Annotated in this window: 25 protein-coding genes, 1 tRNA gene and 1 pseudogene; 23 read left to right on the top strand and 4 right to left on the bottom strand. The window is 42.5% G+C overall.

The features are described 5' to 3' along the window. Nucleotides 1-291 precede the first annotated feature (291 nt). From pcnB to BMY62_RS13515, 16 genes are all read left to right on the top strand, one after another. Nucleotides 292-1,689, top strand: a complete 1,398-nt coding sequence (gene pcnB / locus BMY62_RS13595; RefSeq protein ID WP_090661105.1) for a polynucleotide adenylyltransferase PcnB — start codon at nucleotides 292-294, stop codon at nucleotides 1,687-1,689. Nucleotides 1,690-1,691: 2 nt separating this feature from the next. Further along, entirely contained in the window at nucleotides 1,692-2,198 is a 507-nt protein-coding gene (gene folK, locus BMY62_RS13590; RefSeq protein ID WP_090661082.1) for a 2-amino-4-hydroxy-6-hydroxymethyldihydropteridine diphosphokinase, read from the top strand. A gap of 64 nt (nucleotides 2,199-2,262) precedes the next feature. Then, nucleotides 2,263-3,057 carry a 3-methyl-2-oxobutanoate hydroxymethyltransferase gene (gene panB / locus BMY62_RS13585; protein ID WP_090661079.1) on the top strand — a complete coding sequence of 265 codons (795 nt, stop codon included), beginning with the start codon at nucleotides 2,263-2,265 and terminating at the stop codon, nucleotides 3,055-3,057. 14 nt (nucleotides 3,058-3,071) lie between these two features. Continuing rightward, entirely contained in the window at nucleotides 3,072-3,917 is an 846-nt protein-coding gene (gene panC, locus BMY62_RS13580) for a pantoate--beta-alanine ligase (protein ID WP_090661076.1), read from the top strand. Nucleotides 3,918-3,993: 76 nt separating this feature from the next. Then, nucleotides 3,994-5,358 (top strand): chromosomal replication initiator protein DnaA, encoded by a 1,365-nt coding sequence (gene dnaA, locus BMY62_RS13575; RefSeq protein WP_090661073.1) that lies wholly within the window; start codon nucleotides 3,994-3,996, stop codon nucleotides 5,356-5,358. A 201-nt stretch (nucleotides 5,359-5,559) separates the two neighbouring features. Beyond that, entirely contained in the window at nucleotides 5,560-6,675 is a 1,116-nt protein-coding gene (gene dnaN / locus BMY62_RS13570; protein ID WP_090661070.1) for a DNA polymerase III subunit beta, read from the top strand. Nucleotides 6,676-6,714: 39 nt separating this feature from the next. After that, nucleotides 6,715-9,132 carry a DNA topoisomerase (ATP-hydrolyzing) subunit B gene (gene gyrB / locus BMY62_RS13565; protein WP_090661067.1) on the top strand — a complete coding sequence of 806 codons (2,418 nt, stop codon included), beginning with the start codon at nucleotides 6,715-6,717 and terminating at the stop codon, nucleotides 9,130-9,132. A 799-nt stretch (nucleotides 9,133-9,931) separates the two neighbouring features. Then, nucleotides 9,932-10,008 (top strand) — tRNA-Arg (locus BMY62_RS13555). 107 nt (nucleotides 10,009-10,115) lie between these two features. Beyond that, the gene (mltF, locus tag BMY62_RS13550; RefSeq protein WP_090661060.1) at nucleotides 10,116-11,465 is read left to right on the top strand and encodes a membrane-bound lytic murein transglycosylase MltF; all 1,350 of its coding nucleotides are present in this window, start codon (nucleotides 10,116-10,118) and stop codon (nucleotides 11,463-11,465) included. 31 nt (nucleotides 11,466-11,496) lie between these two features. After that, on the top strand, nucleotides 11,497-12,138 hold the full coding sequence (locus BMY62_RS13545) for a riboflavin synthase (protein WP_090661058.1): 642 nt from the start codon (nucleotides 11,497-11,499) through the stop codon (nucleotides 12,136-12,138). Then, on the top strand, nucleotides 12,119-13,210 hold the full coding sequence (gene ribBA / locus BMY62_RS13540) for a bifunctional 3,4-dihydroxy-2-butanone-4-phosphate synthase/GTP cyclohydrolase II (RefSeq protein WP_090661056.1): 1,092 nt from the start codon (nucleotides 12,119-12,121) through the stop codon (nucleotides 13,208-13,210). Before BMY62_RS13545 ends, ribBA begins: the two co-directional genes overlap by 20 nt. Nucleotides 13,211-13,307: 97 nt before the next feature. Further along, a complete protein-coding gene (gene ribH / locus BMY62_RS13535) occupies nucleotides 13,308-13,793 on the top strand; it encodes a 6,7-dimethyl-8-ribityllumazine synthase (protein WP_090661054.1) in 486 nt (161 codons plus the stop codon). A 52-nt stretch (nucleotides 13,794-13,845) separates the two neighbouring features. Then, nucleotides 13,846-14,256: a transcription antitermination factor NusB gene (nusB, locus tag BMY62_RS13530; RefSeq protein WP_245738838.1), complete on the top strand. Its 411-nt coding sequence runs from the start codon at nucleotides 13,846-13,848 to the stop codon at nucleotides 14,254-14,256. Nucleotides 14,257-14,297: 41 nt separating this feature from the next. After that, the gene (gene thiL / locus BMY62_RS13525; RefSeq protein WP_256207625.1) at nucleotides 14,298-15,281 is read left to right on the top strand and encodes a thiamine-phosphate kinase; all 984 of its coding nucleotides are present in this window, start codon (nucleotides 14,298-14,300) and stop codon (nucleotides 15,279-15,281) included. Then, nucleotides 15,262-15,819 (top strand): phosphatidylglycerophosphatase A family protein, encoded by a 558-nt coding sequence (locus BMY62_RS13520; RefSeq protein WP_090661052.1) that lies wholly within the window; start codon nucleotides 15,262-15,264, stop codon nucleotides 15,817-15,819. The genes thiL and BMY62_RS13520 overlap by 20 nt, the downstream gene beginning before the upstream one ends. Before the next feature lie 17 nt (nucleotides 15,820-15,836). Then, nucleotides 15,837-16,364, top strand: a complete 528-nt coding sequence (locus BMY62_RS13515) for a CinA family protein (RefSeq protein ID WP_090661050.1) — start codon at nucleotides 15,837-15,839, stop codon at nucleotides 16,362-16,364. Between the two features lie 36 nt (nucleotides 16,365-16,400). Here BMY62_RS13515 and BMY62_RS13510 read toward each other — a convergent pair whose 3' ends face one another. Then, a complete protein-coding gene (locus BMY62_RS13510) occupies nucleotides 16,401-17,096 on the bottom strand; it encodes a LuxR C-terminal-related transcriptional regulator (RefSeq protein ID WP_090661048.1) in 696 nt (231 codons plus the stop codon). Nucleotides 17,097-17,483: 387 nt separating this feature from the next. Here BMY62_RS13510 and nikR point away from each other — a divergent pair, with 387 nt between their 5' ends. Continuing rightward, nucleotides 17,484-17,945 carry a nickel-responsive transcriptional regulator NikR gene (nikR, locus tag BMY62_RS13505; RefSeq protein WP_090661046.1) on the top strand — a complete coding sequence of 154 codons (462 nt, stop codon included), beginning with the start codon at nucleotides 17,484-17,486 and terminating at the stop codon, nucleotides 17,943-17,945. 170 nt (nucleotides 17,946-18,115) lie between these two features. Here the strand turns inward: nikR and BMY62_RS13500 are convergent, their stop codons facing one another. Continuing rightward, nucleotides 18,116-18,880, bottom strand: a complete 765-nt coding sequence (locus tag BMY62_RS13500; protein ID WP_218142989.1) for a carbonic anhydrase — start codon at nucleotides 18,878-18,880, stop codon at nucleotides 18,116-18,118. A 202-nt stretch (nucleotides 18,881-19,082) separates the two neighbouring features. Between BMY62_RS13500 and BMY62_RS16725 the strand changes: the two genes are divergently transcribed. The 6 genes from BMY62_RS16725 (at nucleotide 19,083) to BMY62_RS13470 (ending at nucleotide 23,547) form a co-directional block, all read left to right on the top strand. Beyond that, nucleotides 19,083-19,259, top strand: coding sequence for a DUF4372 domain-containing protein (locus tag BMY62_RS16725; RefSeq protein WP_177170400.1), 177 nt, complete (start codon nucleotides 19,083-19,085; stop codon nucleotides 19,257-19,259). Between the two features lie 469 nt (nucleotides 19,260-19,728). Further along, nucleotides 19,729-20,178 carry a universal stress protein gene (locus BMY62_RS13490; RefSeq protein WP_090661041.1) on the top strand — a complete coding sequence of 150 codons (450 nt, stop codon included), beginning with the start codon at nucleotides 19,729-19,731 and terminating at the stop codon, nucleotides 20,176-20,178. A gap of 111 nt (nucleotides 20,179-20,289) precedes the next feature. After that, nucleotides 20,290-20,838 carry an urease accessory protein UreE gene (gene ureE, locus BMY62_RS13485; RefSeq protein WP_090661039.1) on the top strand — a complete coding sequence of 183 codons (549 nt, stop codon included), beginning with the start codon at nucleotides 20,290-20,292 and terminating at the stop codon, nucleotides 20,836-20,838. A gap of 8 nt (nucleotides 20,839-20,846) precedes the next feature. Beyond that, the gene (locus BMY62_RS13480) at nucleotides 20,847-21,830 is read left to right on the top strand and encodes a metal ABC transporter substrate-binding protein (RefSeq protein WP_090661037.1); all 984 of its coding nucleotides are present in this window, start codon (nucleotides 20,847-20,849) and stop codon (nucleotides 21,828-21,830) included. Next, on the top strand, nucleotides 21,827-22,612 hold the full coding sequence (locus tag BMY62_RS13475; RefSeq protein ID WP_090661035.1) for a metal ABC transporter ATP-binding protein: 786 nt from the start codon (nucleotides 21,827-21,829) through the stop codon (nucleotides 22,610-22,612). Before BMY62_RS13480 ends, BMY62_RS13475 begins: the two co-directional genes overlap by 4 nt. A 5-nt stretch (nucleotides 22,613-22,617) precedes the next feature. Then, nucleotides 22,618-23,547 (top strand): metal ABC transporter permease, encoded by a 930-nt coding sequence (locus tag BMY62_RS13470; RefSeq protein ID WP_090661033.1) that lies wholly within the window; start codon nucleotides 22,618-22,620, stop codon nucleotides 23,545-23,547. A 25-nt stretch (nucleotides 23,548-23,572) separates the two neighbouring features. Here the strand turns inward: BMY62_RS13470 and BMY62_RS13465 are convergent, their stop codons facing one another. Next, nucleotides 23,573-23,731, bottom strand: a complete 159-nt coding sequence (locus BMY62_RS13465) for a response regulator transcription factor (RefSeq protein ID WP_256207631.1) — start codon at nucleotides 23,729-23,731, stop codon at nucleotides 23,573-23,575. A 22-nt stretch (nucleotides 23,732-23,753) separates the two neighbouring features. Then, nucleotides 23,754-23,909 (bottom strand): annotated as a pseudogene (locus BMY62_RS16585) (transposase); the annotation flags it as partial. Between the last annotated feature and the right edge of the window lie 146 nt (nucleotides 23,910-24,055).

Here is a 24,055-nt window from a genome sequence, read left to right as displayed (position 1 = left end):
AGTACTTTACATCAGGCATCCGCCACGAATTCATATATTGTTATGACGTTGTCTACTCTTCACCCGGTAGAAACTATGTCAGAACCAGTGAACAATATACTTTCAGAAAAGCAGCGTTTTTTTCTCAACCAATACGGAACAACGAAACAATTATCACAATAAAACATACCAATTGGCATAGCACAATCACCATTCAAAAACCCCACATATCCGAGATAAATTCTTCTCTTCGCATTATTCCGCCGCTCGACTCAGTGTATAATTTACAGTAGATGCTTTTTGTATTTTGCAATGATTCGAAAATTTTTCAACCAAGTCTTTAGACGAAAAATCGCAACTGGAACTGCCAACCTGAAGCTACACATTATACCGTTCAGCAAGCATGGAATTAACCGTACCCAGATCAGTCCATGTGCACTAAAAACCGCGCATGTGCTGCAAAAAGCCGGTTTTTCCGCATTCATTGTCGGCGGTGCTGTGAGAGACTTATTACTTGGTCTCAAACCAAAGGATTTTGACATTGCCACGAATGCTACACCTGAACAAGCCCGTTCCCTGTTCAGGCGTTCTCGCATTATCGGTCGGCGCTTTCGCTTACTGCATGTTATGTGCGGAAACGAAACGGTGGAAGTATCGACATTTCGGGGCCCGTTACCCGATAGTGACACGCCAACAGAAGTAAAAACCTACACAGATCAACATGGCCGATTGCTGCGGGATAATGTATTCGGCAGCCAGGAGGAAGATGCTGTGCGGCGCGATTTTACTCTGAATGCACTTTTTTACGATCCGTTCAGTGAAGAAATTTACGATTACCTCGATGGCTACAATGATCTTAAAGCACAAACCCTGCGCATGATTGGCGATCCGGTAACCCGTTATCGGGAAGATCCCGTACGCATGCTCAGAGCAGTTCGACTGGCAGCCAAATTGCAAATGCAGATTGATCCCAGTACAGCTAAACCCATAGGTGACCTGGCACCGTTACTGCAAAACGTACCGCCTGCTCGGCTACTGGATGAGATGTTGAAGCTGCTATTGTCAGGGCACGCACTTTCATGTGTTGTCGATCTACGTCAACGCGGCCTGCACCATGGTTTATTGCCAATGCTGGATGTTATTCTGGAACAACCGCTTGGAGAACGATTTATCACGCTTGCCCTAAAAAATACAGACGATAGAATTCAACAGGGTAAACACGTATCACCAGCTTTTTTATTTGCTTCGTTATTGTGGCACGAAGTCCTGGCGACATGGAACAGCTACAAAAATTCAGGGGAAAATCCGCTTACAGCACTATATCGGGCAATTGATGATGTATTGTCCAATCAGCAAAAAAATCTGGCTATTCCGCGCCGTTTCAGTGCGACTATTACTGAAATCTGGTCAATGCAGCCGAGATTTGAATCACGCGCTGGCCGCAAGCCCTTCCGGCTGGTTTCTCATCCACGGATTCGCGCTGCTTACGATTTTATGTTGCTGCGTTGTGAAAGTGGAGAAATAAGCCAAGAACTAGCTATATGGTGGACGGATTTTATGTCCGCTGATACGGACACACGGCAAAAAATGATTCCAAAACCGGTTTCGACCAGAAAGCGAAAGAACCGCTCTCGCCGTAAATCATCATCTCACAAGGTTTCTACAGATCATACACTTGATTCGACAGGAAAAACGAAAGCTCCGCTTTAACAATGCTGCAGACTGATACACAATATAATATTGCTTATCTCGCTTTAGGCAGTAACCTTGACCACCCCTGCGAGCAGATAAGATCTGCTTTTCTAGAAATTGACGCATTGCCTGGAACATCTTTAATACAACACTCTTCATTGTATAAAAGTGCTGCCATCGCACAACAAAAACAACCGGATTATATCAATGCAGTTGCAAAAATCACTACTGTTCTGACACCTCTGGAACTACTGGATACTTTACTGTCTATTGAATTACAGCATGGTCGCGTGCGTGAATACCGCAATGCGCCTCGTACCCTTGATCTGGACATTCTTCTTTACGGTGCTTTGCAAATAAACAGCAAACATCTTACGATACCGCATCCACGCATGATACAACGTGCTTTTGTCTTGCAACCATTAATGGAAATCTCTCCGGATTGTTGCATTCCTGGACATGGTAAAATCAGCCAACTGGTTGCCGCATGCTCCAATCAGACCATATCGCGGCTGAATTATTCCTAGTCAAAATCTTTTTTTGAATCATATCATTTTTCCTACAAGATTCCTTTAAAATTAAGCTACTTATATGAGAACTTCCATCAGCTCTCTACAGAAAATATATCAAAATGGTGAGAAATTCACCGTGTTGACCTGCTATGATGCGACTTTTTCTCAAGTGCTAGAAGCATGCGGCGTTGACGTTCTGCTGGTAGGTGATTCACTGGGAAATGTCATACAAGGAGAAGAAACGACCTTATCTGTTACACTAGAGCAAATAATATATCATACCCGTTGTGTTGCTCGTGGCTCCGAAAAAGCCTTTATTATGGCTGATATGCCTTTTGGCACAGCGCAACTATCGCCAGAATGTACTTTTAAAAACGCGTGCCAAATTATGGCAGCAGGTGCCCAGATGGTAAAAATCGAGGGTGGCCACATTATGACCGACACAATTCAATTTCTAACACAGCGGGGTATACCGGTATGTGCTCATATAGGCCTGACACCACAGTCGATTCACCAATTGGGCGGCTACAAAATTCAGGGTAATACAGAAAGTTCAGCAAGTCGTTTATTTAGCGAAGCCAGAGCACTTGAGCAATCAGGTGCAACAATGTTACTGATGGAGTTGGTACCAGCACCACTCGCCAAGCAGATAACTGCTGCCATATCAATTCCTACAATCGGAATTGGTGCTGGTGTAGATTGCACAGCCCAAGTACTTGTTTTACATGACATGCTCGGCTTGTATCAGGGTAACAAGTCTAAATTTGTCAAAAATTTTATGGCCGAATCCTGCAACATTCAAGATGCGATTCGCAATTATGTCAAGGCAGTCAAAGCAGGTCATTTTCCTGATAAAGCCCACGAATACCAATAACCGTTAATTAAAAATTGAAAATTGTTGAAACCATAGCAGCATTGCGCAACACGCTGAAAAATGAAGAAAGCATTGCCTTTGTACCAACAATGGGAAATCTGCACGAAGGACATTTGGCACTGATCAAAAAAGCAAAAAAAGAGGCCGGTTTTGTTGTCGTCAGTATATTCGTCAATCCACTCCAGTTCTTGCCCAGCGAAGATTTTAATCAGTATCCACGATCCTTTGAAGCAGATTGCAGGCTGTTGCACAATCTTGATGTCGATGTTGTATTTGCACCCGACGAAAAAATGCTTTTCCCGTCCCGACAGGAAATCCTGATACGATTACCTGCTGTTGCAGACACGCTGGAAGGCGAGTTTCGTCCCGGTTTTTTCCAGGGTGTAGCTACCATCGTTCTAAAATTTTTTAATATTATTCAACCAGATATAGCTATTTTTGGAAAAAAGGACTACCAGCAGCTACATATTATCCGATTAATGGTGCAACAACTCAATTTTCCGATTAGAATTCTAGATACGGAAATTATTCGTGCTGCTGATGGTCTTGCACTAAGCTCCCGTAATCAATACTTAAACGGACCGGAACGCCAAGAAGCCTGTCAACTGTTTCAGGCGTTGAACAACATCGTTTGTAGAATAACATCGGGTCAACGCAACTTTCTACAATTAGAACAAAAGGCGATTGAATATCTTTCAGGAAGAGGCTGGCTTGTTGACTATGTTTCGATTGTTAATCAGCAAACCCTGTTACCGGCACGAACTGGAGAACAACAACTCGCAGTATTGGCAGCAGCAAGAATTGGAAAAACCAGGTTGATCGATAACATTGAATTAACCGTTAAATCCGATATTGATTGAAATCAGTATCGCGTACTAAATTTTCTAAAAACCTGTCATTATCTGATACCGATTAAATTTTAATTAAAGTTGAATTATGCAGGCATTTGATAGTTTCTGGTTAACTTGTCTTGAACACTTCAAAAAAGAATTGAATGCACAGCAATTCAACACCTGGATCAAACCGTTACAGCTGGAAGGCAACAATCTGGATCACTGTACCGAAGTCGTCATAATTGCCCCCAACCGATTTGTTCTACAATGGGTTCAAGACAATTTTATAAACCATATTAAAACCATGGCGAAATCGCATTTTTCGCGAGAAATCCAGTTCCAGTTGAAAATCGCCGACCCATCAACAATCAATAACAAAATCATCCGTACAGAAAAAAAAACCCCAATTCCAGCACAATCTGAACGACCGAAGAGCAGTAGAAGAACGCCAAGTCAGCTCAATCCTAATTTTACCTTCAATAATTTTGTCACCGGAAAAGCCAACCAGCTGGCACGGGCAGGTGCTTTACAGGTTGCCGAATCACCAGGAATCGCTTACAACCCGCTCTTTATTTACGGTGGCGTTGGTTTGGGTAAAACTCACCTGATTCAGGCAATCGGTAATTCAATTCAGGAAAACAATAAACAGGCGAAAATTCGTTATGTACACGCGGAAAAATATGTTTCCGATGTCGTCAATGCCTATCAGCATAAATCATTTGATCAGTTCAAGCTCTATTACCACTCGCTGGACCTTTTGCTTGTAGATGATGTGCAATTTTTCGGCGGCAAAAACCGTACCCAGGAAGAGTTTTTTTATGCCTTTAATGCACTCATAGAAGCACACAAACAGGTTATCATCACGTGTGATTCCTACCCCAAAGAAATTTCCGGTTTGGAAGAACGGCTTGTTTCTCGCTTTGGCTGGGGTTTAACGGTAGCCATAGAACCACCTGAGTTGGAAATGCGCGTTGCCATTTTGATTAAAAAAGCAGAACAAGAAGCATTAAAACTCGACGAAAACGTCGCTTTCTTTATTGCTAAATATATCCGCTCAAATGTACGCGAACTGGAAGGTGCATTAAAACGTGTCATGGCCTTCTCTCGTTTTGTAGAACAAGATATTACACTGGATATCGCCAAAGAAGCCTTGAAAGATCTCCTTGCTGTACAAAACCGTCAAATTTCAATTGAAAACATCCAAAAAACAGTAGCAGATTACTATAAAATAAAAGTATCTGAAATGTATTCAAAAAAAAGGTCCCGCGTAGTGGCAAGACCCCGTCAAATGGCAATGGCAATTGCGAAGGAATTGACAACACTCAGTCTGCCCGATATTGGTGAAGCGTTTGGGGGCAGAGATCATACAACAGTTCTCCATGGTCATAGAAAAATCAACGAACTTCGCGCTTCCGATCCTGCAATTAGTCGAGATTACAATACACTGATGCACATTCTACGCGGCTAAAAAAACCTTTTTGATAACTTTTTAATAAACTGTGAATAACCTTTCTAATAAGCAAACCGCTATTGTTTTCCACAAACGATTCACTGAATTATCCTGCTTTTATACAATAGTTATAATCGGCTCAATTGATTGATTTTTAAAAAAGAATTTAATTTATTCATATTTTTACATGATATTTATTAGTTATTACCAAATATATATATGATATTAATTAAAACAAACCGGGACAATTTGATTAAACCTTTGCAAATAGTCACGGGTATTGTAGAAAGACGGCAAACATTCCCCATACTGTCAAATGTTTACATCCAAAACCATGATGATGAATTACGTTTTTTGACTTCGGATTCAGAAATGCAGATTGAAACTGCATTCGTTCATAAAAAAAGCAAAAATCAGAATTTTTCATTGACAGTGCCGGCAAAAAAAATGCAGGATATTCTTCGATCTCTTGATCCGGACACTGATGTATCTTTATTAAGAAAAGATGAAAAGCTTCAGATTAAATCAGGCAACAGCCAATTCAGTTTACAGATCCTTCCGTCCGAGGATTTTCCTATCATTACAGAAGAACATGAAGCGACAGCTGCATTCTCTCTGCCACAAAATATTCTTAAAGATCTGCTGACCAAAGTTCAGTATGCGATTGCAGAACAGGACATTCGTTATTTTTTGAACGGAGTGTTACTATCGGTTCAAAATAGAGAACTGGTCACTGTAGGAACGGATACTCACCGTTTGGCATTTGCGTCTACACCGACACAATTGAATGAAGACAATCTTTCTGTAATTTTACCGCGTAAAACGGTAGCCGAACTACTCAAGCTGCTCAAAGATGATGAAGCCCCTGTCAACATCAAAATTTTTCCTAAAAGAGTCATGCTATCATTTTCCGGTATTGAACTTGTTTCAAAAGTAATCGATGGTCAATACCCCAATTTTAACCGTGCCATTCCAACTCAGAATGACAAAACATTCGATCTTGACCGTTTATCCTTTCTCCATGTGTTGCAGCGTGTATCCATACTTTCGAATTCAAACGAACTGCTCAGGGGGGTGCGGCTGCTTATCACCAGAGATAAGCTATGTGTAATCTGTAAAAATGCCGAGCAAGAGGAAGCTTACGATGAAATCGCTATTAGCTACGATGGTAATGAAATTGATTACAGCTTGAATATTACCTATCTCATGGATCTTTTGAACAATGTATCGACTGATACATTTCGTTTGGCATTTGCCGATGCTTCGTCGAGTGTTTTAATTACGATTCCTGACCGCGATGACTTTAAGTATGTCATTATGCCCATGAGAATTTAATCTGTTATTACATTGGTTTAACTTTAAAAAAGTATATACATGAATAAAGATAAAAAGAATTTTCCTGAAAGTGAAAATGACTATGGTTCAGACAGCATCAGAATACTGAAAGGACTGGATGCTGTACGCAAGCGTCCCGGTATGTATATCGGAGACACCAGTGATGGTACAGGCTTGCATCATATGGTATTTGAAGTCGTGGACAATGCAATTGATGAAGCATTGGCTGGATACTGCGATGAAATTATTGTGGCCCTGCATCCTGACAATTCTGTCAGTGTTCATGATAATGGCAGGGGTATTCCAACAGGTATTAAACACGATGATGAGCAAAAACGCTCAGCAGCAGAAATCGTTATGACAGAATTACATGCCGGCGGGAAATTTGATGATAATTCCTATAAGGTTTCCGGTGGCTTGCATGGTGTCGGTGTGTCCGTAGTCAATGCATTGTCGGAATGGCTGCATTTAACGATACGTCGCGACGGCAAGATTCATGAAATGGAGTTTCGTATGGGCACTCCCGTCAAACCACTTGAAATAGTGGGAACCGCAGAGCGGCATGGTACGGAAGTGCATTTTTTGGCAAGCAAGGAAATTTTTGGGAATGTTGAGTATCATTACGATATATTTGCCAAACGACTACGTGAACTTTCCTTTCTAAACAATGGGATAAAAATTCATCTGGTGGACCAGCGTCAGGGAAAAGAAGAAACATTTGCCTTTACAGGTGGTATCAGAAATTTTGTTGAATACATCAACCGCACCAAAACAGTACTGCACCCCAGCATTTTTTTCACCTCGGGAATAAAAGATGCTATTACAGTTGAAGTAGCCATGCAGTGGAGCGACAGTTACAGTGAGCAAGTGCTATGCTTTACCAACAACATACCGCAGAAAGATGGTGGTGCCCATTTAACCGGTTTACGGGCGGCCATGACGCGAACGCTCAATAGCTACATTGAAAAAAATGAGCTGGCAAAAAAGGCCAAAGTGGAGACAACCGGTGATGATATGCGTGAAGGATTGTCATGCGTATTATCAGTAAAATTGTTCGAACCAAAATTTTCCTCTCAAACCAAGGAAAAACTGGTCTCATCGGAAGTGAGACCCGTGGTTGAAGAAATCGTATCCCAGAAACTGGCAGATTTTCTTTTGGAAAACCCGGCCGATGCCAAGCTGATCTGCAACAAAATACTGGATGCTGCAAGAGCACGGGAAGCAGCGCGCAAGGCACGGGAATTAACCCGCCGCAAAGGGGTGCTTGATAACATGGGATTGCCTGGCAAGCTGGCAGATTGCCAGGAGAAAAACCCTGAACTCTGCGAGCTTTATCTGGTTGAGGGGGATTCTGCCGGCGGTTCGGCAAAGCAAGGCCGTGACCGTAAGTTTCAGGCAATTATGCCGCTGAAAGGTAAAATTCTAAACGTCGAAAAATCTCGTTTCGACAAGCTGATATCCTCTCAGGAAATCATTGCATTAATAACTGCACTAGGCACAGGTATAGGCAAGGATGAATATAATCCTGACAAACTGCGCTATCACCGAATTATTATCATGACTGATGCGGATGTAGATGGTTCGCATATTCGAACGTTGCTGTTAACATTTTTTTACCGGCAAATGCCTGAATTGATTGAACGGGGGCATGTATATATTGCACAACCTCCGTTATACAAAATCAAACATGGAAAAAAAGAACATTATCTGAAAGATGATTATGAACTGAAACAATATATACTGGGTTTAGCGTTAGCTGACGCAAAATTTTATAACGTAAAAGAGAAACCACCGCTAACCGGAGAAACGCTGGAAAAGATCGCTACAGAATATTTATTAGCAGAGGCCGTGATAGAGCGCATGAGCCGCTCCACCGATAGTTCAGTCATGTATGCGTTATTGCATCAACCTGAAATAGATTTAAGCAGTGAAGAGAACGCAGCAAATAGTGCAAAACGTTTGTCCGGTTATGTTCATGATACTGAAATAAAACCGGAATATGACGAAATGAACGAACGCTATCGTCTACGAATTGAGCGTTTGTCGCATGGAAATGTAAATGTCAGCTATTTGGATCAGGAGTTCCTGCATAGTGGCGATTATGCCCAGATTAAAAAAACCTATCAGCTGTTTGACGGTCTGATCAAGGAAGGCGCCTATATTGAACGCGGTGAGAAAAAACAGCTTGTCAGCAACTTTAAACAAGCACTTGAATGGCTGCTTGAAGAAGCGAAAAAAGGAATAAATATTCAGCGCTATAAAGGTCTTGGCGAAATGAACCCTGCGCAGTTGTGGGAAACGACTATGGACCCAACAAACCGGAGACTGTTGCGGGCACAGATTGAGGATAGTATTTTGACAGACGAGATTTTTACAACATTGATGGGTGATGTGGTTGAGCCACGTAGAGCATTTATTGAAAATAATGCGCTTCGTGCTACAAATATCGACGTGTAGATGATGGTGATGACAAGTGTTTTTGTCATCATTGCCAGTAAATCGACAAGAGTAATGCAAGGCGTGATGTTTCGAATTAACTTCTTCTCGCTGAATTTCGCAAGATCTTTACGTGTTTTCGAGTGAATTGTTTCTGAAGAGTTTGTTTCGCACTAGACACCTTTTGATTTCCCCAAATGTTCCTAGTACTCTATCAATGTGATATTGTCGGGTTCAGTGAGCTTGTCAGTGTTCATGGCAAGGCGTGTCTTGCAGGAAATAGTCGTTCTATTACCAAACTAGTATGAACCCAGCATGATCAGTACGGGCGATAAAGGCCGTCTCTCTGTACCGGCGTAGGTGAGGAAAGCCGGGACTCAGAGGCAAATACTCTGAATCGCCAGGCAGTCACGGCTTGCAGTATAAACACTCACAATGACTCGATGCCACAATTCCAGCCGATATAAGAAACAGTCGTATTGAAAGCACTCTTATGTTTGGCTTTTGCATGTTTGTTGAGCTCAGGTATACGATCAACAAGCCCATGGTTTATTGGATTAAATACAAAGGAGGGGATGTGAAAATTGCGGATCCTGTTGCTTTCTCCCCGTGTATGATTGTCTGTCTGTACAAACAGAAGTTAGATATGTCTTTTGAAATATACAGTACAGTGTTGGTATATCCGGTTTGAGATGATTTTATGATCGGTGTTGCTTCGCTATAAACTTTTGGCTGTACTATATAAGGAGTATGAATTGGACGTTTCGTGGAAAAGAGGTTATTCTCTCGTGTTTACTGATACGGTTAATTTTTCATTCATGCGCCCATAGCTCAGTTGGATAGAGTACCGCTCTCCGAAGGCGGGGGTCACACGTTCGAATCGTGTTGGGCGCGCCACCATTATCAGGTATTCAGACTGTTCACATATATCTGCTTTTTTGCGGTTTTGATTGATTTGTTATTTATTTAAGATATTTTATTGATATCGATTGGCTCAATCATTTATGTGTACAGTAAAAATACGGTTTGCCACAATTATACTATATGGCGTTTTTCTGTCAGGGTGTATACCGTCCGACAAACCGGTTTCACCTTTTGCAATGACCAATGAGTTGGTGGTCATAACAATTGCGCACGCTGATAATTTTCATATTGATTCAGAAGGTAATTTTTCTGGCATTACGTATGATTTAGTGAATGAATTCGCTGCAGAAATTGGATTGGAAATACGTTTTATAGTAATGCCCAGACTTGAATTGGCGCTGGCAGCGTTAAAGCAGCATCGGGCTCATTTTGCAATCGGTCTGGATATTCCTGATCAGTATACCTATCGTTTTATTCTTGGACCGGTTTATTTACATACACATCATCAAATTGCTTTTAATGCGGGTAGTTCCGAGCCTACAGATATACAGCAGCTTATCGGGAAGCTGATCGAAGTTCCGGTGGGGTCAACGCACGAGAACCTGTTACAGAAAATGAAGGTGAAAATACCTGGTTTGGCATGGTCTGCGGTTCCTCAATCGAGCGAATTATTACTTACAAAACTGGAAAAAGGAGAAATTGACTATACAGTTGCAGATTCTTTACATATCAAAAAAGCCAATCATTTTCATCATAGAGTCAAAGGTGCTTTTGAACTGGATGTATCAGCCAGCCGTTGGATTTTTCCTAAATATACTGAAAAACTGTTGATTGACAAAGTCAATGAATTTTTTGAGAGGATCAAGCAGGAGGGGGTGCTGGGCCAATTACTGGATAGTTATAGCGGGCCTTATTATCAGCTCAGTCCTGGAGATATTTACTTTTTTAAGAAAAAAATACATTCACGACTGCCAGCTTTAAAGAAATATTTCATGCAGGCTGCCAGAATAACCGGTATCGACTGGCGCCTGCTCGCTGCGTTGGCGTATCAGGAATCACACTGGAATCAGCGAGCTAAATCGCCAACAGGTGTCAGCGGCATTATGATGTTAACGCGGGAAACGGCAAGAAGAATGGGGATTGATAATCTTGCTGATACACGCATGAATATACTTGGGGGCGCACGATATTTAAAACTGTTAAAGGAAAAGCTTCCGGAGAATGTTCCAGAGCCAGACCGTACCTGGATGGCGCTGGCAGCCTATAATCAGGGATATGGACGGGTAATTGACGCGCGTGCACTGGCAAGACGCTTTAATCTAAATCCGGATTTATGGATCGATCTAAAAAAAATGTTGCCATTACTGAACAAACAGCACTACGCTGAGGAAATCAAATATGGTCATGCAAGAGGTGATGAAGCGGTGACGCTGACAAATTCAGTTAGGGCATACTACGAGATATTAAAACGCGCTACAACTGAAGATTAAATATTTTTTTACTGATTATCTTTTTGAAACAATGTTCACAGGAATAGTCCAGGCAACCGGGGAAATAGCTCAAGTTGATAAGATCAGGATTAATGGTCAGAATAGTTTGTGCCTCGGCATCTTCCCGGGATCTTTGGATGTGAGTGATATATCAATCGGCGACAGTATCGCGGTTAATGGAGTCTGTCTGACTGTAACAGCTTTGTTGGAATCAACGTTTACGGTAGATGTTTCGCAGGAAACTTTAAGTTGCACCTACGGCCTGAATAAAATAAACAAACGGGTAAATCTAGAAAAGGCACTGCGTTTGTCTGATCGATTGGGTGGTCACCTTGTCAGTGGGCATGTCGATGCAGTCGGTGAAGTTACCCGGTTAGAAGCTTCAGAACCAAATGGGAATAATTACCTGGTTACGATACGTTCTCCCAAACATTTGCTGCGATATATTGCCTGTAAAGGCTCAATAACAGTAAACGGAGTCAGTTTAACGGTCAACCGGATCACACAGGAAGAATTTTGCGTCAATTTAATACCGCATACCTTGTCTAACACGACATTAAATGAGCTGAAACCAGGTTCACAGGTCAATTTGGAGGTGGACATGCTGGCACGTTATATCGAGCGGTTATCAGAGTATTCAAGGAATCTGGAAAATGAAAATCAGTACCGTTGAAGAAATAATTTCCGAAATAAAGTCGGGTAGAATGGTTATTCTGGTCGACGAAGAAGATCGGGAAAATGAAGGTGATCTGGTTATTGCAGCTGATTTTGTGACGCCAGAAGCTATTAATTTCATGGCAACTCATGGTAGAGGATTGATTTGTCTGACCTTAACAGAAGAGCGCTGCCGTCGATTAAATCTACCGTTGATGGTGTCTGCTAATCGTTCACCACATGGTACCAACTTCACATTGTCTATCGAGGCTGCAAGCGGTGTGACTACGGGTATTTCGGCAGCTGATCGTGCTACAACGATACGGGCAGCTGTCAGAGCGGATGCACAAGCCGAGGACATTGTTCAGCCGGGCCATATTTTTCCGTTGATGGCACAAAAAGGCGGGGTACTTGCAAGGGCAGGTCACACTGAAGCAGGCTGTGATCTTGCCAGAATGGCCGGTCTGACATCTGCATCAGTAATTTGTGAGATTCTGAAGACTGATGGCAGTATGGCGAGATTACCTGATCTATTCGAGTTTGCTGGAAAACATCAACTCAAAATCGGTACAATTGTTGATTTAATCCAATATCGCAGCCTGACAGAAAGCTTGATCAAAAGGATTGCAGCACGCAACATTGAAACAGTATATGGTCAATTTTTTCTGACTGCTTATCGTGACGAGACAGCCGGTATGATCCATCTTGCCTTGTCAAAAGGAAATATATCGCCTGATATTGAAACTTTGGTTCGCGTGCATGAACCTCTATCCGTGATAGATTTGTTGGATACTAACGATAAAACGCATTCCTGGAGTATTTATGAGTCCATGAAAATGATAGCTGATGCGGGATGTGGTGTTATCGTGTTTTTACGCAGTGAGGAAAATGCGGATAAATTGATTGAACGTATTCAGCTAAAACAGACGGGTTATTCGGATCGGAACAAGTCCGATTTACGCGATCATGGTATAGGAGCACAGATATTGAAAGACTTGAATGTCGGAAAAATGCGGCTGTTGGCAACACCGAGGAAAATGCCCAGTGTTACAGGTTTCGGCCTAGAGGTGATCAGCTATGTTGATGGTTGAATGCGGTTACGGCAAGATTCGTTCGCTTATTTGAAACAATGCGGTCTTCTTCCCGAAAATTTAAAATGGAAAATATTAGATACCGAGAGGAGTAACAATGGCTTACTATGACGATATACTGGAGTTTGAACCTGATCTAGATGGCGAAGGTTTGCGTGTCGGCATTGTAATGAGCCGGTTTAACATAGATATAGGGGAGGGTCTGCTTGGCGCATGCACTGCCGAGTTGAAAAAACTTGGTGTTCAGGATGCGGATATTTTACTGGTAACAGTTCCAGGTGCACTGGAAATACCTGCTTCATTACTGAAACTGGCTTATTCAAATCAGTTTGATGTATTGATTGCTTTAGGTGCAGTTATTCGTGGCGAAACTTATCATTTTGAAGTGGTGGCAAACGAATCTGCGCGAGGAATTATGCAGGTACAGCTGGAAACGGAAATACCGGTAGCAAATGGCGTTTTGACGACTGATACCGAGGATCAGTCTATTGAACGCATGAGTCAGAAAGGTATGGAGGCGGCGAGGGCTGCGGTAGAAATGGGGAATTTGTTGATTAAACTGGATGAATACAGTGTTGACTGAAATGCAATCATCCGTCCAGAAAAAAACCGTAAGGTGTAAAAGCCGTCGTCGGATGGCGCGGGAATTTGTATTACAGGGAATTTACCAGTGGCGTCTAGCTGGCGGATCGGCCGGTACCATCGAGGCGCAATTGCGTCAGTCAAGGGAATTCATCCGTACGGATGAGCAATTCTTCACAAATCTGTTCAAGGGTGTTTTGAGTGATATCAGCACGCTCGAAAACACGATACAACCGTTTCTTGACAGGACATTATCAGAACTCAGCCCGGTTGAATACGCAATTTTGTTGTTAAGCACCTATGAGCTTGTTCATTTTCTGGAGGTACCGTACCGAGCCATTATTAATGAAGCGATAGAATTGGCACGGACATATGGCGGCAGCGATGGATACAAATATGTCAATGGTGTACTGGATAAGCTGGCGTTGAAAATACGTGCTGTCGAAATCGAGTCAAAGAAGTAGTTGTTTCAATATACCGTAGTAATTTTTGAATTTTAGCGCAAGTGTCTCAAACAAAGCTGTCTGAATTCGATATTATCCAGCGATATTTCAAACGGCCGGTAGCGGATGTTGATCTTGGGATTGGCGATGATGCTGCGGTCGTATCGCCAACGCCAGACATGCAGCTGGTTGTTTCGGCGGATACCCTGGTTTCGGGACGGCATTTTTTTGAAAATGCAGATCCTTATAAGCTTGGGTATAAATCATTAGCTGTCAACTTGTCCGATATGGCTGCGATGGGAGCAAAGCCACGGTGGGTAATGCTTTCATTAACACTGCCAGAAAATCTGAATGAAACACATCCGGTCTGGTTGAGTCAATTTGCAAGCGGTTTCCTTGACTTGGCGAGAACGTATCAAGTTGCATTGATTGGCGGCGATACAACGGGTGGTGCACTTAATATATGCGTGCAGATTATGGGAGAAGTTAGAGAAAAACGTTACTTACGGCGCGACGGCGCAAAGCCGGGCGATGATATCTGGGTTTCTGGCTATCTCGGTGATGCTGCTTTGGCACTTAAACATACACTAGGGATCATAAGATTGTCTCAAAGCGAAATGAATCATTGTATGCCTGCTTTGCACACACCAAAGGCGCGTGTTGAACTGGGTCAGCATCTTGTTGATCTGGCACATAGCGCTATAGATATTTCTGATGGATTACTGGCCGATCTTGGGCATATCCTGACCTGCTCAACATGTGCTGCGGAGATAAAACTGGATGCTGTGCCATGCTCGCGAGTAATGAAACAACATATGTCTTCATCATTGGCTCTGGAATGCCTGCTGACAGGAGGAGATGATTATGAGCTCTGTTTTACAGCGCCCAAAAACAACAACAGCGTCATTGAGCAAATTTCACAGGTATTGCGGGTTCCACTCTCGGTTATTGGAGAGATTAAACAAGGTACAGGCCTGTCAGTGATTGATGCGCAGGGTAAAGAGGTTATAATGCAAAAAAAGGGGTATGACCATTTTGCTACCTAATACGTACAACACTATTAGCGACAACAGTAAAGAATTGAGGGTAGTACAGCCAGATATCGTATTTGTTTGCAAACATCCAGCCTATTTTATAGCCTTCTCAGGCGGCTTTGGATTAAGTCCGAAGGCACCGGGTACAGTCGGTACGTTGTTCGCATTTCCATTGTTTTGGATACTTGAGCATTACTTTAACCCTATACATCTGTTGTTACTAATTGACATATTTTTTATTGTCGGTATTTGGGCTTGTGGTGTAACCGGAAAAGCATTGGGAGTTTCAGACCATGGCGGCATGGTATGGGATGAAACCGTTGCGTTTTTACTGGTATTGTACTTTACGCCAGCGGGTCTGGCGTGGCAACTTGCTGCGTTTGTGCTTTTTCGTTTTTTTGATATCGTTAAGCCACAACCTATTCGGTATTATGATCGGTGTCTGAAAGGTGGTTTTGGTGTCATGTTGGACGATATCATTGCTGCTTTTTTTACTCTTTTGTGTTTGTCGGGATGGAAGGCCTGGATTTTGTTTGAAACATATTTTTAAATAGTATTGGAAACAGGATGAGCATTGGCTATGTACAACCCGATGATAATGAACATGTTATTATTCATCTGGCGGCCAAGGTAGGTGAAAGTCTTCAACAGAGAGGATTGTTTCTGGTCAGTGCGGAATCGTGTACCGGTGGTTGGCTTGGTCAGGCTGTTACAGCTATAGCTGGAAGCTCTGCGTGGTATGAGCGCGGGTTTATAACCTATAGTAACTTGTCAAAAAATGAGCTGCTTAATGTCAGTCTGGATACATTAAGTGAGTTTGGTGCTGTTTCCGAGGAAACGGCGAAAGATATGGCTATTGGCGCCCAGAAAAACAGTCATGCTCAGATAAGTGTAGCGATAACCGGAATTGCCGGGCCTGATGGTGGAAGTAAAGCCAAGCCTGTTGGAACAGTATGTTTTGCATGGCTGCAGAAAAATGATGTTTTGATTAGTAAGACATGTATTTTCAAAGGTGATCGAGAATCAATCAGACGCCAATCTGTAATCAAGGCGCTAAACGGAATCCTGGATCTGTTAAGTAAACAGCTTAATTGATCAACGCATAAAAAATTTGGGATATAATTCGTTAGGTTAGGCAAAAAAAGTTGGATCGCGAAAAGCTTGATTTGCCTGAGATGGTTTGAGTGAAGATACAGTGTCTTTCATCATCAGGGCAAGTTTTATACGATCCGTGATTTGAAGTTTTCGAAAGATTTCAGTCAAATGTGCCTTCACAGTACGCTCTGTGATTTCCAGTCGATTTGCGATTCTTTTGTTGCTTTCACCGCGCCCAACCAGAGTAGCAATTTCATATTCTCGCTTGGTTAGGTTTGATAGCAGATCATGGATGGCGGTTTCTATTCTGTCTTTTTCCAGAGTGACTTCCACCAGTTCTTGTAGCATATAACTTGTCAGCGAGCGCCGAATCCACAATTCTCCCTTTTGAACAGCTTTGATTGCCTGATTAATTTGTTTTGAATCCATGTCATAGTGACAATTTCCCCGAGCACCGCATTTAAATAATACCCATTCTTCGTTATCATCGATTTCGGGACCGAAAATGATGATTTTCAGTTTGGAATTCAAACTAGTTATATTCAGAATTTCTTTTTGAAGATCCTGTCCAAAGAACGCATAGTCCAGTAAAAGCAAATCCGGGTTTGTTCTGATAATTCGATCTTTTAACTGCCTAGGATTATTAACAGTAGTGGAGGATGACAAACCAAAAATACATTTTTCCCAATGCGTAATTAAAGCTGTATTGGAACTGGCAAGTGTAATTAACATAAGCTTTTAGATTAATTAACATTTCATACTATCTTTATGGATAGCAAGTAATAAAGTAGCTAGTGACCAACTGTAACCGGTATTAGCGTTACTTTGAAAAGCCATACTTATGGCAACAGCTCAGAATAAATAATTTATTCAGGTATCGCTGTATTTATATGTAACGGCTATTTATCGTGGAACTTAAGAAAGCTGTTCATCTGTTTGCAGAAGAGAATCTCAACAGAAAGTTTGTGGTCTGAAGAAGATATAGAGGCGGGGAATGGTCTGATATTGTTGTAAACTGAACGTGAATATTTGATTGATCTGCAATCGGGATTTTATTTTTGTCGATTGATGCGTTGACATAAGCAAGAATTTTAATTTTAACAATTGATTAAATTACAAATGAAACGCTTTACTATTTCACTGGACGATCAGCTATCAGCCCAGTTTGACGCGCTGATGCAATCTAGAGGTTATACCAATCGCTCTGAAGCGGTGCGTGATATGATTCGGGAGCTACTTGAAAAAGAGCATCTCAAGAATGAAAATGAGGGTTACTGTATTGCTTCACTCAGCTATATTTATAATCATCATGAAAATGATCTCGCAAATCGAATTACGTCAGTACAACATAGCCAACATGATTTGACTTTATCCAGTTTGCATGTTCATATGGATCATCATAACTGTCTTGAAGTAGTCATTTTGCGGGGTACAATTCAAAAGGTATCTGATTTTGCAAATCAGATCATTGCTACACGCGGTGTTCGGCATGGCAAACTTTTCATGGTTCCGGTTGAAATCAAGCAGGAACATCATACTCACGAGCATTTGTCACATACACACAGTAATCCGCTGGTCTAGAGGTTAATGAGTTATGGAACTGTTGACCAGCTTTTTTGGCTGATCTCGGTCTGAACGCACGCTGAAAAATAATTTGTGCAAAAAGTGTTATGAAACTATTTTGTGTCGGTTTGAACTTATTCGGTTTTTATCATTTTAATGATGTGTCGGGAACCTTTAAATTACGGGTACTAAGCGATCAACTCAACCTTGCCTGTATTTAAATGATAGACGCCGCCGACGATTTTAAGTTTTTTGCTGTCAACCAGCTGACTTAGAATCGGTGGTTGTTTTCTTAATTCTTCAACGTTTAAAACAACATTCTTTTTAACAATATCGAAATAACGGTTATTGCCAACATAATGCGGGGTTTTGCGTACAGCTCGAACAGCTGGAGTTAGTGCTGTAGCTATTGACTGGATGTGTCCTGGAAACTGCTCGTAGTTATCGGTCGCATCAATAGCGGCTTTGATCGCGCCGCAGCTTTCATGACCCAACACCATGATCAATGGGACATGCAAAACAGCGGCAGCATATTCCAGTGTTGCAATAAAATCTGTCGTGATGTAGTTGCCGGCAACACGTGCAACAAACAGATCACCACGCTGTTCATCGAAACAGAATTCCGGACTCACACGGGAATCCGAGCAACTCAGAATACAAGCAAATGGATTTTGTCCTCTGACCAAATCAAAGCGTTCATCCTTGAAATTTAACGGCGTCGAGTTGTTCGTTACATATCGCTCATTTCCTTTCATCAAACGTTCAAGTGCTGCTACTGGGTTTAACACATTCTCTGGAATAGGCGGCATTTTAACCAAACCAGACATTGCATTTACCGTGCCCGATAGCGGTAGACCCATGCCGAGCATGGATGCCGTCGTCATTTTGAGTAATAAACGCCTTTGTTGTGCTTCTTGTTTTAACTCAATATTTGAAAAAAAATTTTTTTTCATATTATTTTTTACACTTTACCGAATTAATCTGATGACCAGTATTTTGATACACAAGCAACTGCTGTCCCGTTAACGCATGAGTAAGAAGGTTCGATTCAACCAAAATCGTTACAATATCGTTTTGCATAACCTATTGAACAAGATGAAAGAATCGGATCATGGCACATTGTAATACAATCCTTTCTCAAATTCTAAAATTAGTTTGATACATGAATTTGAGTCTCTGATTAATCGTCATCATTCAGGCCGGGCTTTTCGAAAAGCAATTCGCTGGTCGCGGTTTGTTGCCATCGACATGGCACAGTTGTCTGGCCGCATCAGCTTGCGTGATATCGTAAGAAACAGCAGGACAGCTATGGTAGCAAATAGAAAGTATTGACAGTTTTACACAAGTTGCAGTCTATTAGTACTATCAATATGATATTGTCGGGTTCAGTGAGCTTGTCAGTGTTCATGGCAAGGTGTGTTTTGCAGGAAATAGTCGTTCTATTACCAAAAGACACAACGCAGCCCATGGACGCTGACAAGCTCACCCACAGGGCGTTACCGTGGTGTCCTGCAGCTGTGTTACAGTACTTGAAAAGGGAACAACCCTTTCCCGCGTACTGTGCCTTGCTTCATAACACCACGGCAACGCTGTACCTGGCAATATCATATTGATAGTACTAGTAACAGGCCACAGCGTCAGTTCTGCTATTCATACATGCTGCAGTACCAGTGATCAGGTGCTGGCGAATTTCAGGCACCGAAAAAAAGTATGAATTTTAAATCGCTGTCGTCAGTTGACTGAAACAATGAAACCTTGATTAAGATCTGTATTTTTAATTTAATGAATAGGCTTGCCAGAAATGGAAACAAAAAAACTATTGGTTACTACAGATTTCTCCGACGTGTCATTCGCTGCTCTGATCTATGCAGCAAAAATGCAGGGATACCGGATTACGCTAATAAGTATTCTGCAAACCGGTGATGTGCCGCCCGATCTGTTGAAACAGATACCGGACCCAGGCGCAATACAGGATTATCGTAAAAAAGTTTTGGAGCAAACAAGAGAAAAACTTGAATCTGTTGCCCGCCAGTTTTTTAGCGACACAGACGTAACGACTGATGTAGTTGTTTGCGATGAGGATGTAGCGGCTGAAATATGTGCATATGCAGATGACAATGCTATCGATATGATCGTGATGACGGGACAGGGAAGAGGTGCGTTGGGCAGTTTGTTTGTCGGCAGTACTGTGCAAAAAGTCCTAAGAATGGCCAAAATACCGGTTCTGGTGATTCCAAAAACGGCAAAATGAAAAAGCAGTGGATTATGTTTTTCTAGCTCACGCATTTGTTTTGACGGTATAACGTGGTTAAAAATTGTAATAGCAATCGAATGATTAGGTAACGGTATTAAGGGAATATTAATGCTTATTTTGAATAACAAAGTGTCGCACGCTGATTCGATGTACGCGCAGCTGCTTTTGCCATATGAGTTACGAGTAAACAGCCGTTTACGAACTGCACTGGCTTCGGGCGAGGAGTTAGCCATTATTACGCAACGCGGAACAGTGTTGCATAATAACGACCTGTTCAGCAGCGATGATGGTAAGGTTGTTCAAATCATATCCGCCGAGGAACCCACGTATCGTATCACCTGTAATTCAGCTCATGACCTGTTACGCTGCGCTTTTCATCTTGGTAATCGTCATACTGTTACCCAGGTGGGAAATGGTTTTTTGCGGATTCACCGGGACAGCGTGCTAAAAGAAATGCTGGAGGGGCTCGGTGCAGCAGTAGTTGAAGAGTCGGCGCAATTCGAACCAGAGCTCGGTGCGTACAGTTCGGGAGGGCACCATCATCACGGCGAACATGATCACAGCCACGGGGATGGCCATAGTCACAGCCATGCCCATGGTCCGTTAGCCCCAATTCCGGCGCGTCAGCGAATACATCGCGCTACAGAGAAAAACTAAAAACTCACATGAACATATTACTTCCATTTGCGAGCAGACAGGTTTGGTTATTTGCAACGCTGCTGCTGACTACAAATCTGATCCATGCTGATGATTCGAAAAAGATGCTGCGTATTGTAACAACCGTACCGCCAATAACGAATATTGTAGAAAATATCGGCGGTACGCTGGTAACAGTTTCCGGTATCGTTCCCAACGGGACGGATTCGCACACGTTTGAACCTGTTCCGTCTGATGCCAGAACACTGGCGCATGCAGATATTATTTTTGTTAATGGAATGAGTCTCGAGGTGCCGACAATCAGGCTGGCTGAAAAAGTAAGAAAATCCAATACACCGATTGTGCGGCTGGCGAACGAAACGTTACCCGAGGAAGAATGGCAGTATGATTTCAGTTTTCCAAAAGAACAAGGCAATCCCAATCCACATCTGTGGCCGAACATTGCACTGACTATCCGGTACGCAGAGATTGTCCGTGATAGGCTGGCGGAGCATGATTCCCGGCATGCTGATTCGTATGTTTCAAATGCTTCTGCATATATATCCAAGTTGGAGCGACTTGATCAGGCTATTTTTGCATGTATCGAAACCATTCCGGAAAATAACCGCAAACTGGTCACTTATCATGATTCATTTGCCTATTTTGCTCCCCGCTATGGAATGGAAGTTATTGCGGCAATACAGCCGGCCAGTTTCACGGAGCCGGGTCCTCGTGATATTGTGCATATCATCGAGCAGATCAGACGTGAAAAAATTCCGGCAATTTTTGGTTCCGAAGTTTTTCCCAGTAAAATAATGGAGCAGATCGCCCGCGAATCGGGCGCCAGGTTTGTTGATGAATTATCGGATGATGAACTGCCGGAAAAACCGAATCATTCATTTATTGGCATGATGGTCAACAACATTGTAATAATGACTGAAGCGTTAGGCGGTAACCCGGCATGCGTCAGTCATGTTGATGTCAGCAATTTGATTGATTCAGTTGCGGGATGAATCCCGCCATACAGTTAATCGATGTTACAACCAGTTACGAAAATAATGTCGTTTTTACGCGTTTATCCCTTCAAATTGAGTCAGGCCGGTTTGTCGGCATAGTCGGCCCAACCGGTTGCGGAAAAACGACGTTGCTTAAAACAATACTGGGTGTGCAAACGGTATTCTGCGGTCAGGTGCTCTTGAACGGCCAACCGGTTGACCGCGTCCAAAGCAAAAGAATCGGTTATATACCCCAGCTGGAGAGTGTTGACTGGAATTTTCCAGTTACCGTTGAAGACGTCATTATGATGGGGCTTTATACTGGCCGGCGTTTACTGCCCTGGCAGAGTAAAGAGGAACGCGAACGCGTCGAGGATCTGGCTGGAAAACTGGGCATTTATAATTGTCTGCGGCAGCATATTTCACACACCTCCGGCGGGCAGCGCCAGCGCGCGTTTCTGGCACGTGCCTTGATCAGCAACCCCAGTCTGTTAGTGCTTGATGAGCCAACTTCCGGCGTGGATATTAAGACGCAACATGAGGTTCTCCATCTGCTAGGCGACATCAACAGCCAGGGGATGACTGTAATACTGACAACGCACGATTTGAATGCTGTCGCCTCTCATTTGCCCTGGGTAATTTGTTTTAACAATGGTATCGTTGCTGAAGGTCGGCCGCACGATATTTTTACCAACGATATTCTCACCCAAACCTATGGTAGCGACATTATTATAATTAAACATGGAGATTATCATTTAATAGCCAATAGTACGCCATTAAAATTCAATTACGATCGATAGTATCAATGCAGTTTTTTCTGGAACCGTTATCTTACGAATTTTTCCGGCACGGGCTGATAGCTGCTGTTTTGGTTGGTGCTTTGTGCGGGCTGGTTGGCGTGCATGTTGTCCTGCGGGGTATGAGTTATGTCGGTCACGGTTTGTCTCATGCCGCTTTTGGGGGCGCCGTGATTGGATTCGTATTCAATTTCAATTTTTATATAGGCGCCGGGGCTATGGGCCTGTTTGCTGCATTAATGATTAATCAGTTGACAAAAAACAGAAAAATCAAATCAGATGCAGCTATCGGTATTGTCACAACAGCTGTTTTTGCGCTTGGTGTAGCGGTCATTAGCCAGCAGCGCAATCTAAACAAAAGTCTTGAGGCAGCATTGTTTGGCAACATTCTGGGTATAACAGACGGTGATTTGATCATTATCGGGCTGGTTGCAGCGGTGACACTATGCATCATGTTTCTATTTTACAGGCCGTTGCTTTTTGCCACTTTTGATGGAGAAGCTGCGCAGATTTTCGGTATCAGAACAGGGGCGCTGCAATTACTTTTTGCGCTATTGCTCACCTTATCGGTCATTGTTGCCATGAATATCGTGGGTGTAACCATGATTGCAGCAGCATTGATTATGCCTGCAATGACAGCACGCATGCTGACGGACCGGTTCAGTATGATGCAGTTATATTCCGTTTTAATTGGCGTTATGATCGGTGCCGGTGGTATGTTTTTGAGCTATTTTTTTAATGTTGCTTCAGGTGCAACAATTGTATTGTTTGGCGCGCTTATATTTTGTTTTTCCGTTCTGGCCAGACATATACGGGAAAAAATCCTCCTGCAGTCCAATTTACATCGTCACGGAAATTTGATTCATTCACATCTGCTCGACGATAAGACTCATAGCCACGATCATTATGATTCTATCAATAAAAAAGATGCACGTTGAAGCTGTAATCGGGTGATTAACGGATCTATTGTTGCCCACTTACCCCGCGCGTGGCATAACGTATCAGATCGGTGCTGTCTTTCAGATTCAACTTGGTTCGAATATTAAAGCGGTGAGTTTCGATTGTTTTAACGCTGCGGCCAAGTAACTTGGCGATTTCCTGGCTGCTGTGTCCCTGACCAATTAAGAGCCTGTCTGGTTAAAGATTAAACACATTTAGCAATTGTAATTTGAATCATGGCGATACGAACCATATTCTCCGCGGAATTGGCGAGGATTTCATAATCTTTGGACAAACGCCTGAAATTCCCAAGCCAAGCAAAGGTTCTCTCGACAATCCATCGCACTGGCAAAACAGCAAAGGCATCTTTAATTTTTTTGGAAATATGCAATTTGAGTTGTAACGTATTCTCCTAGAGTTTAGAGTTTCAGCACTCCAAAAGGAAAAAGATATCATCAAAAGGAAAATTAACATCAAAAAAACTTGACATTGTGGCACAAAAATCGT

This window comes from Nitrosomonas marina (assembly GCF_900111605.1).
Lineage (GTDB): Bacteria > Pseudomonadota > Gammaproteobacteria > Burkholderiales > Nitrosomonadaceae > Nitrosomonas > Nitrosomonas marina_A.
The sequence above is the reverse complement of the archived record's forward strand: the minus strand, read 5'-3'. Positions and strand labels throughout refer to the sequence as shown.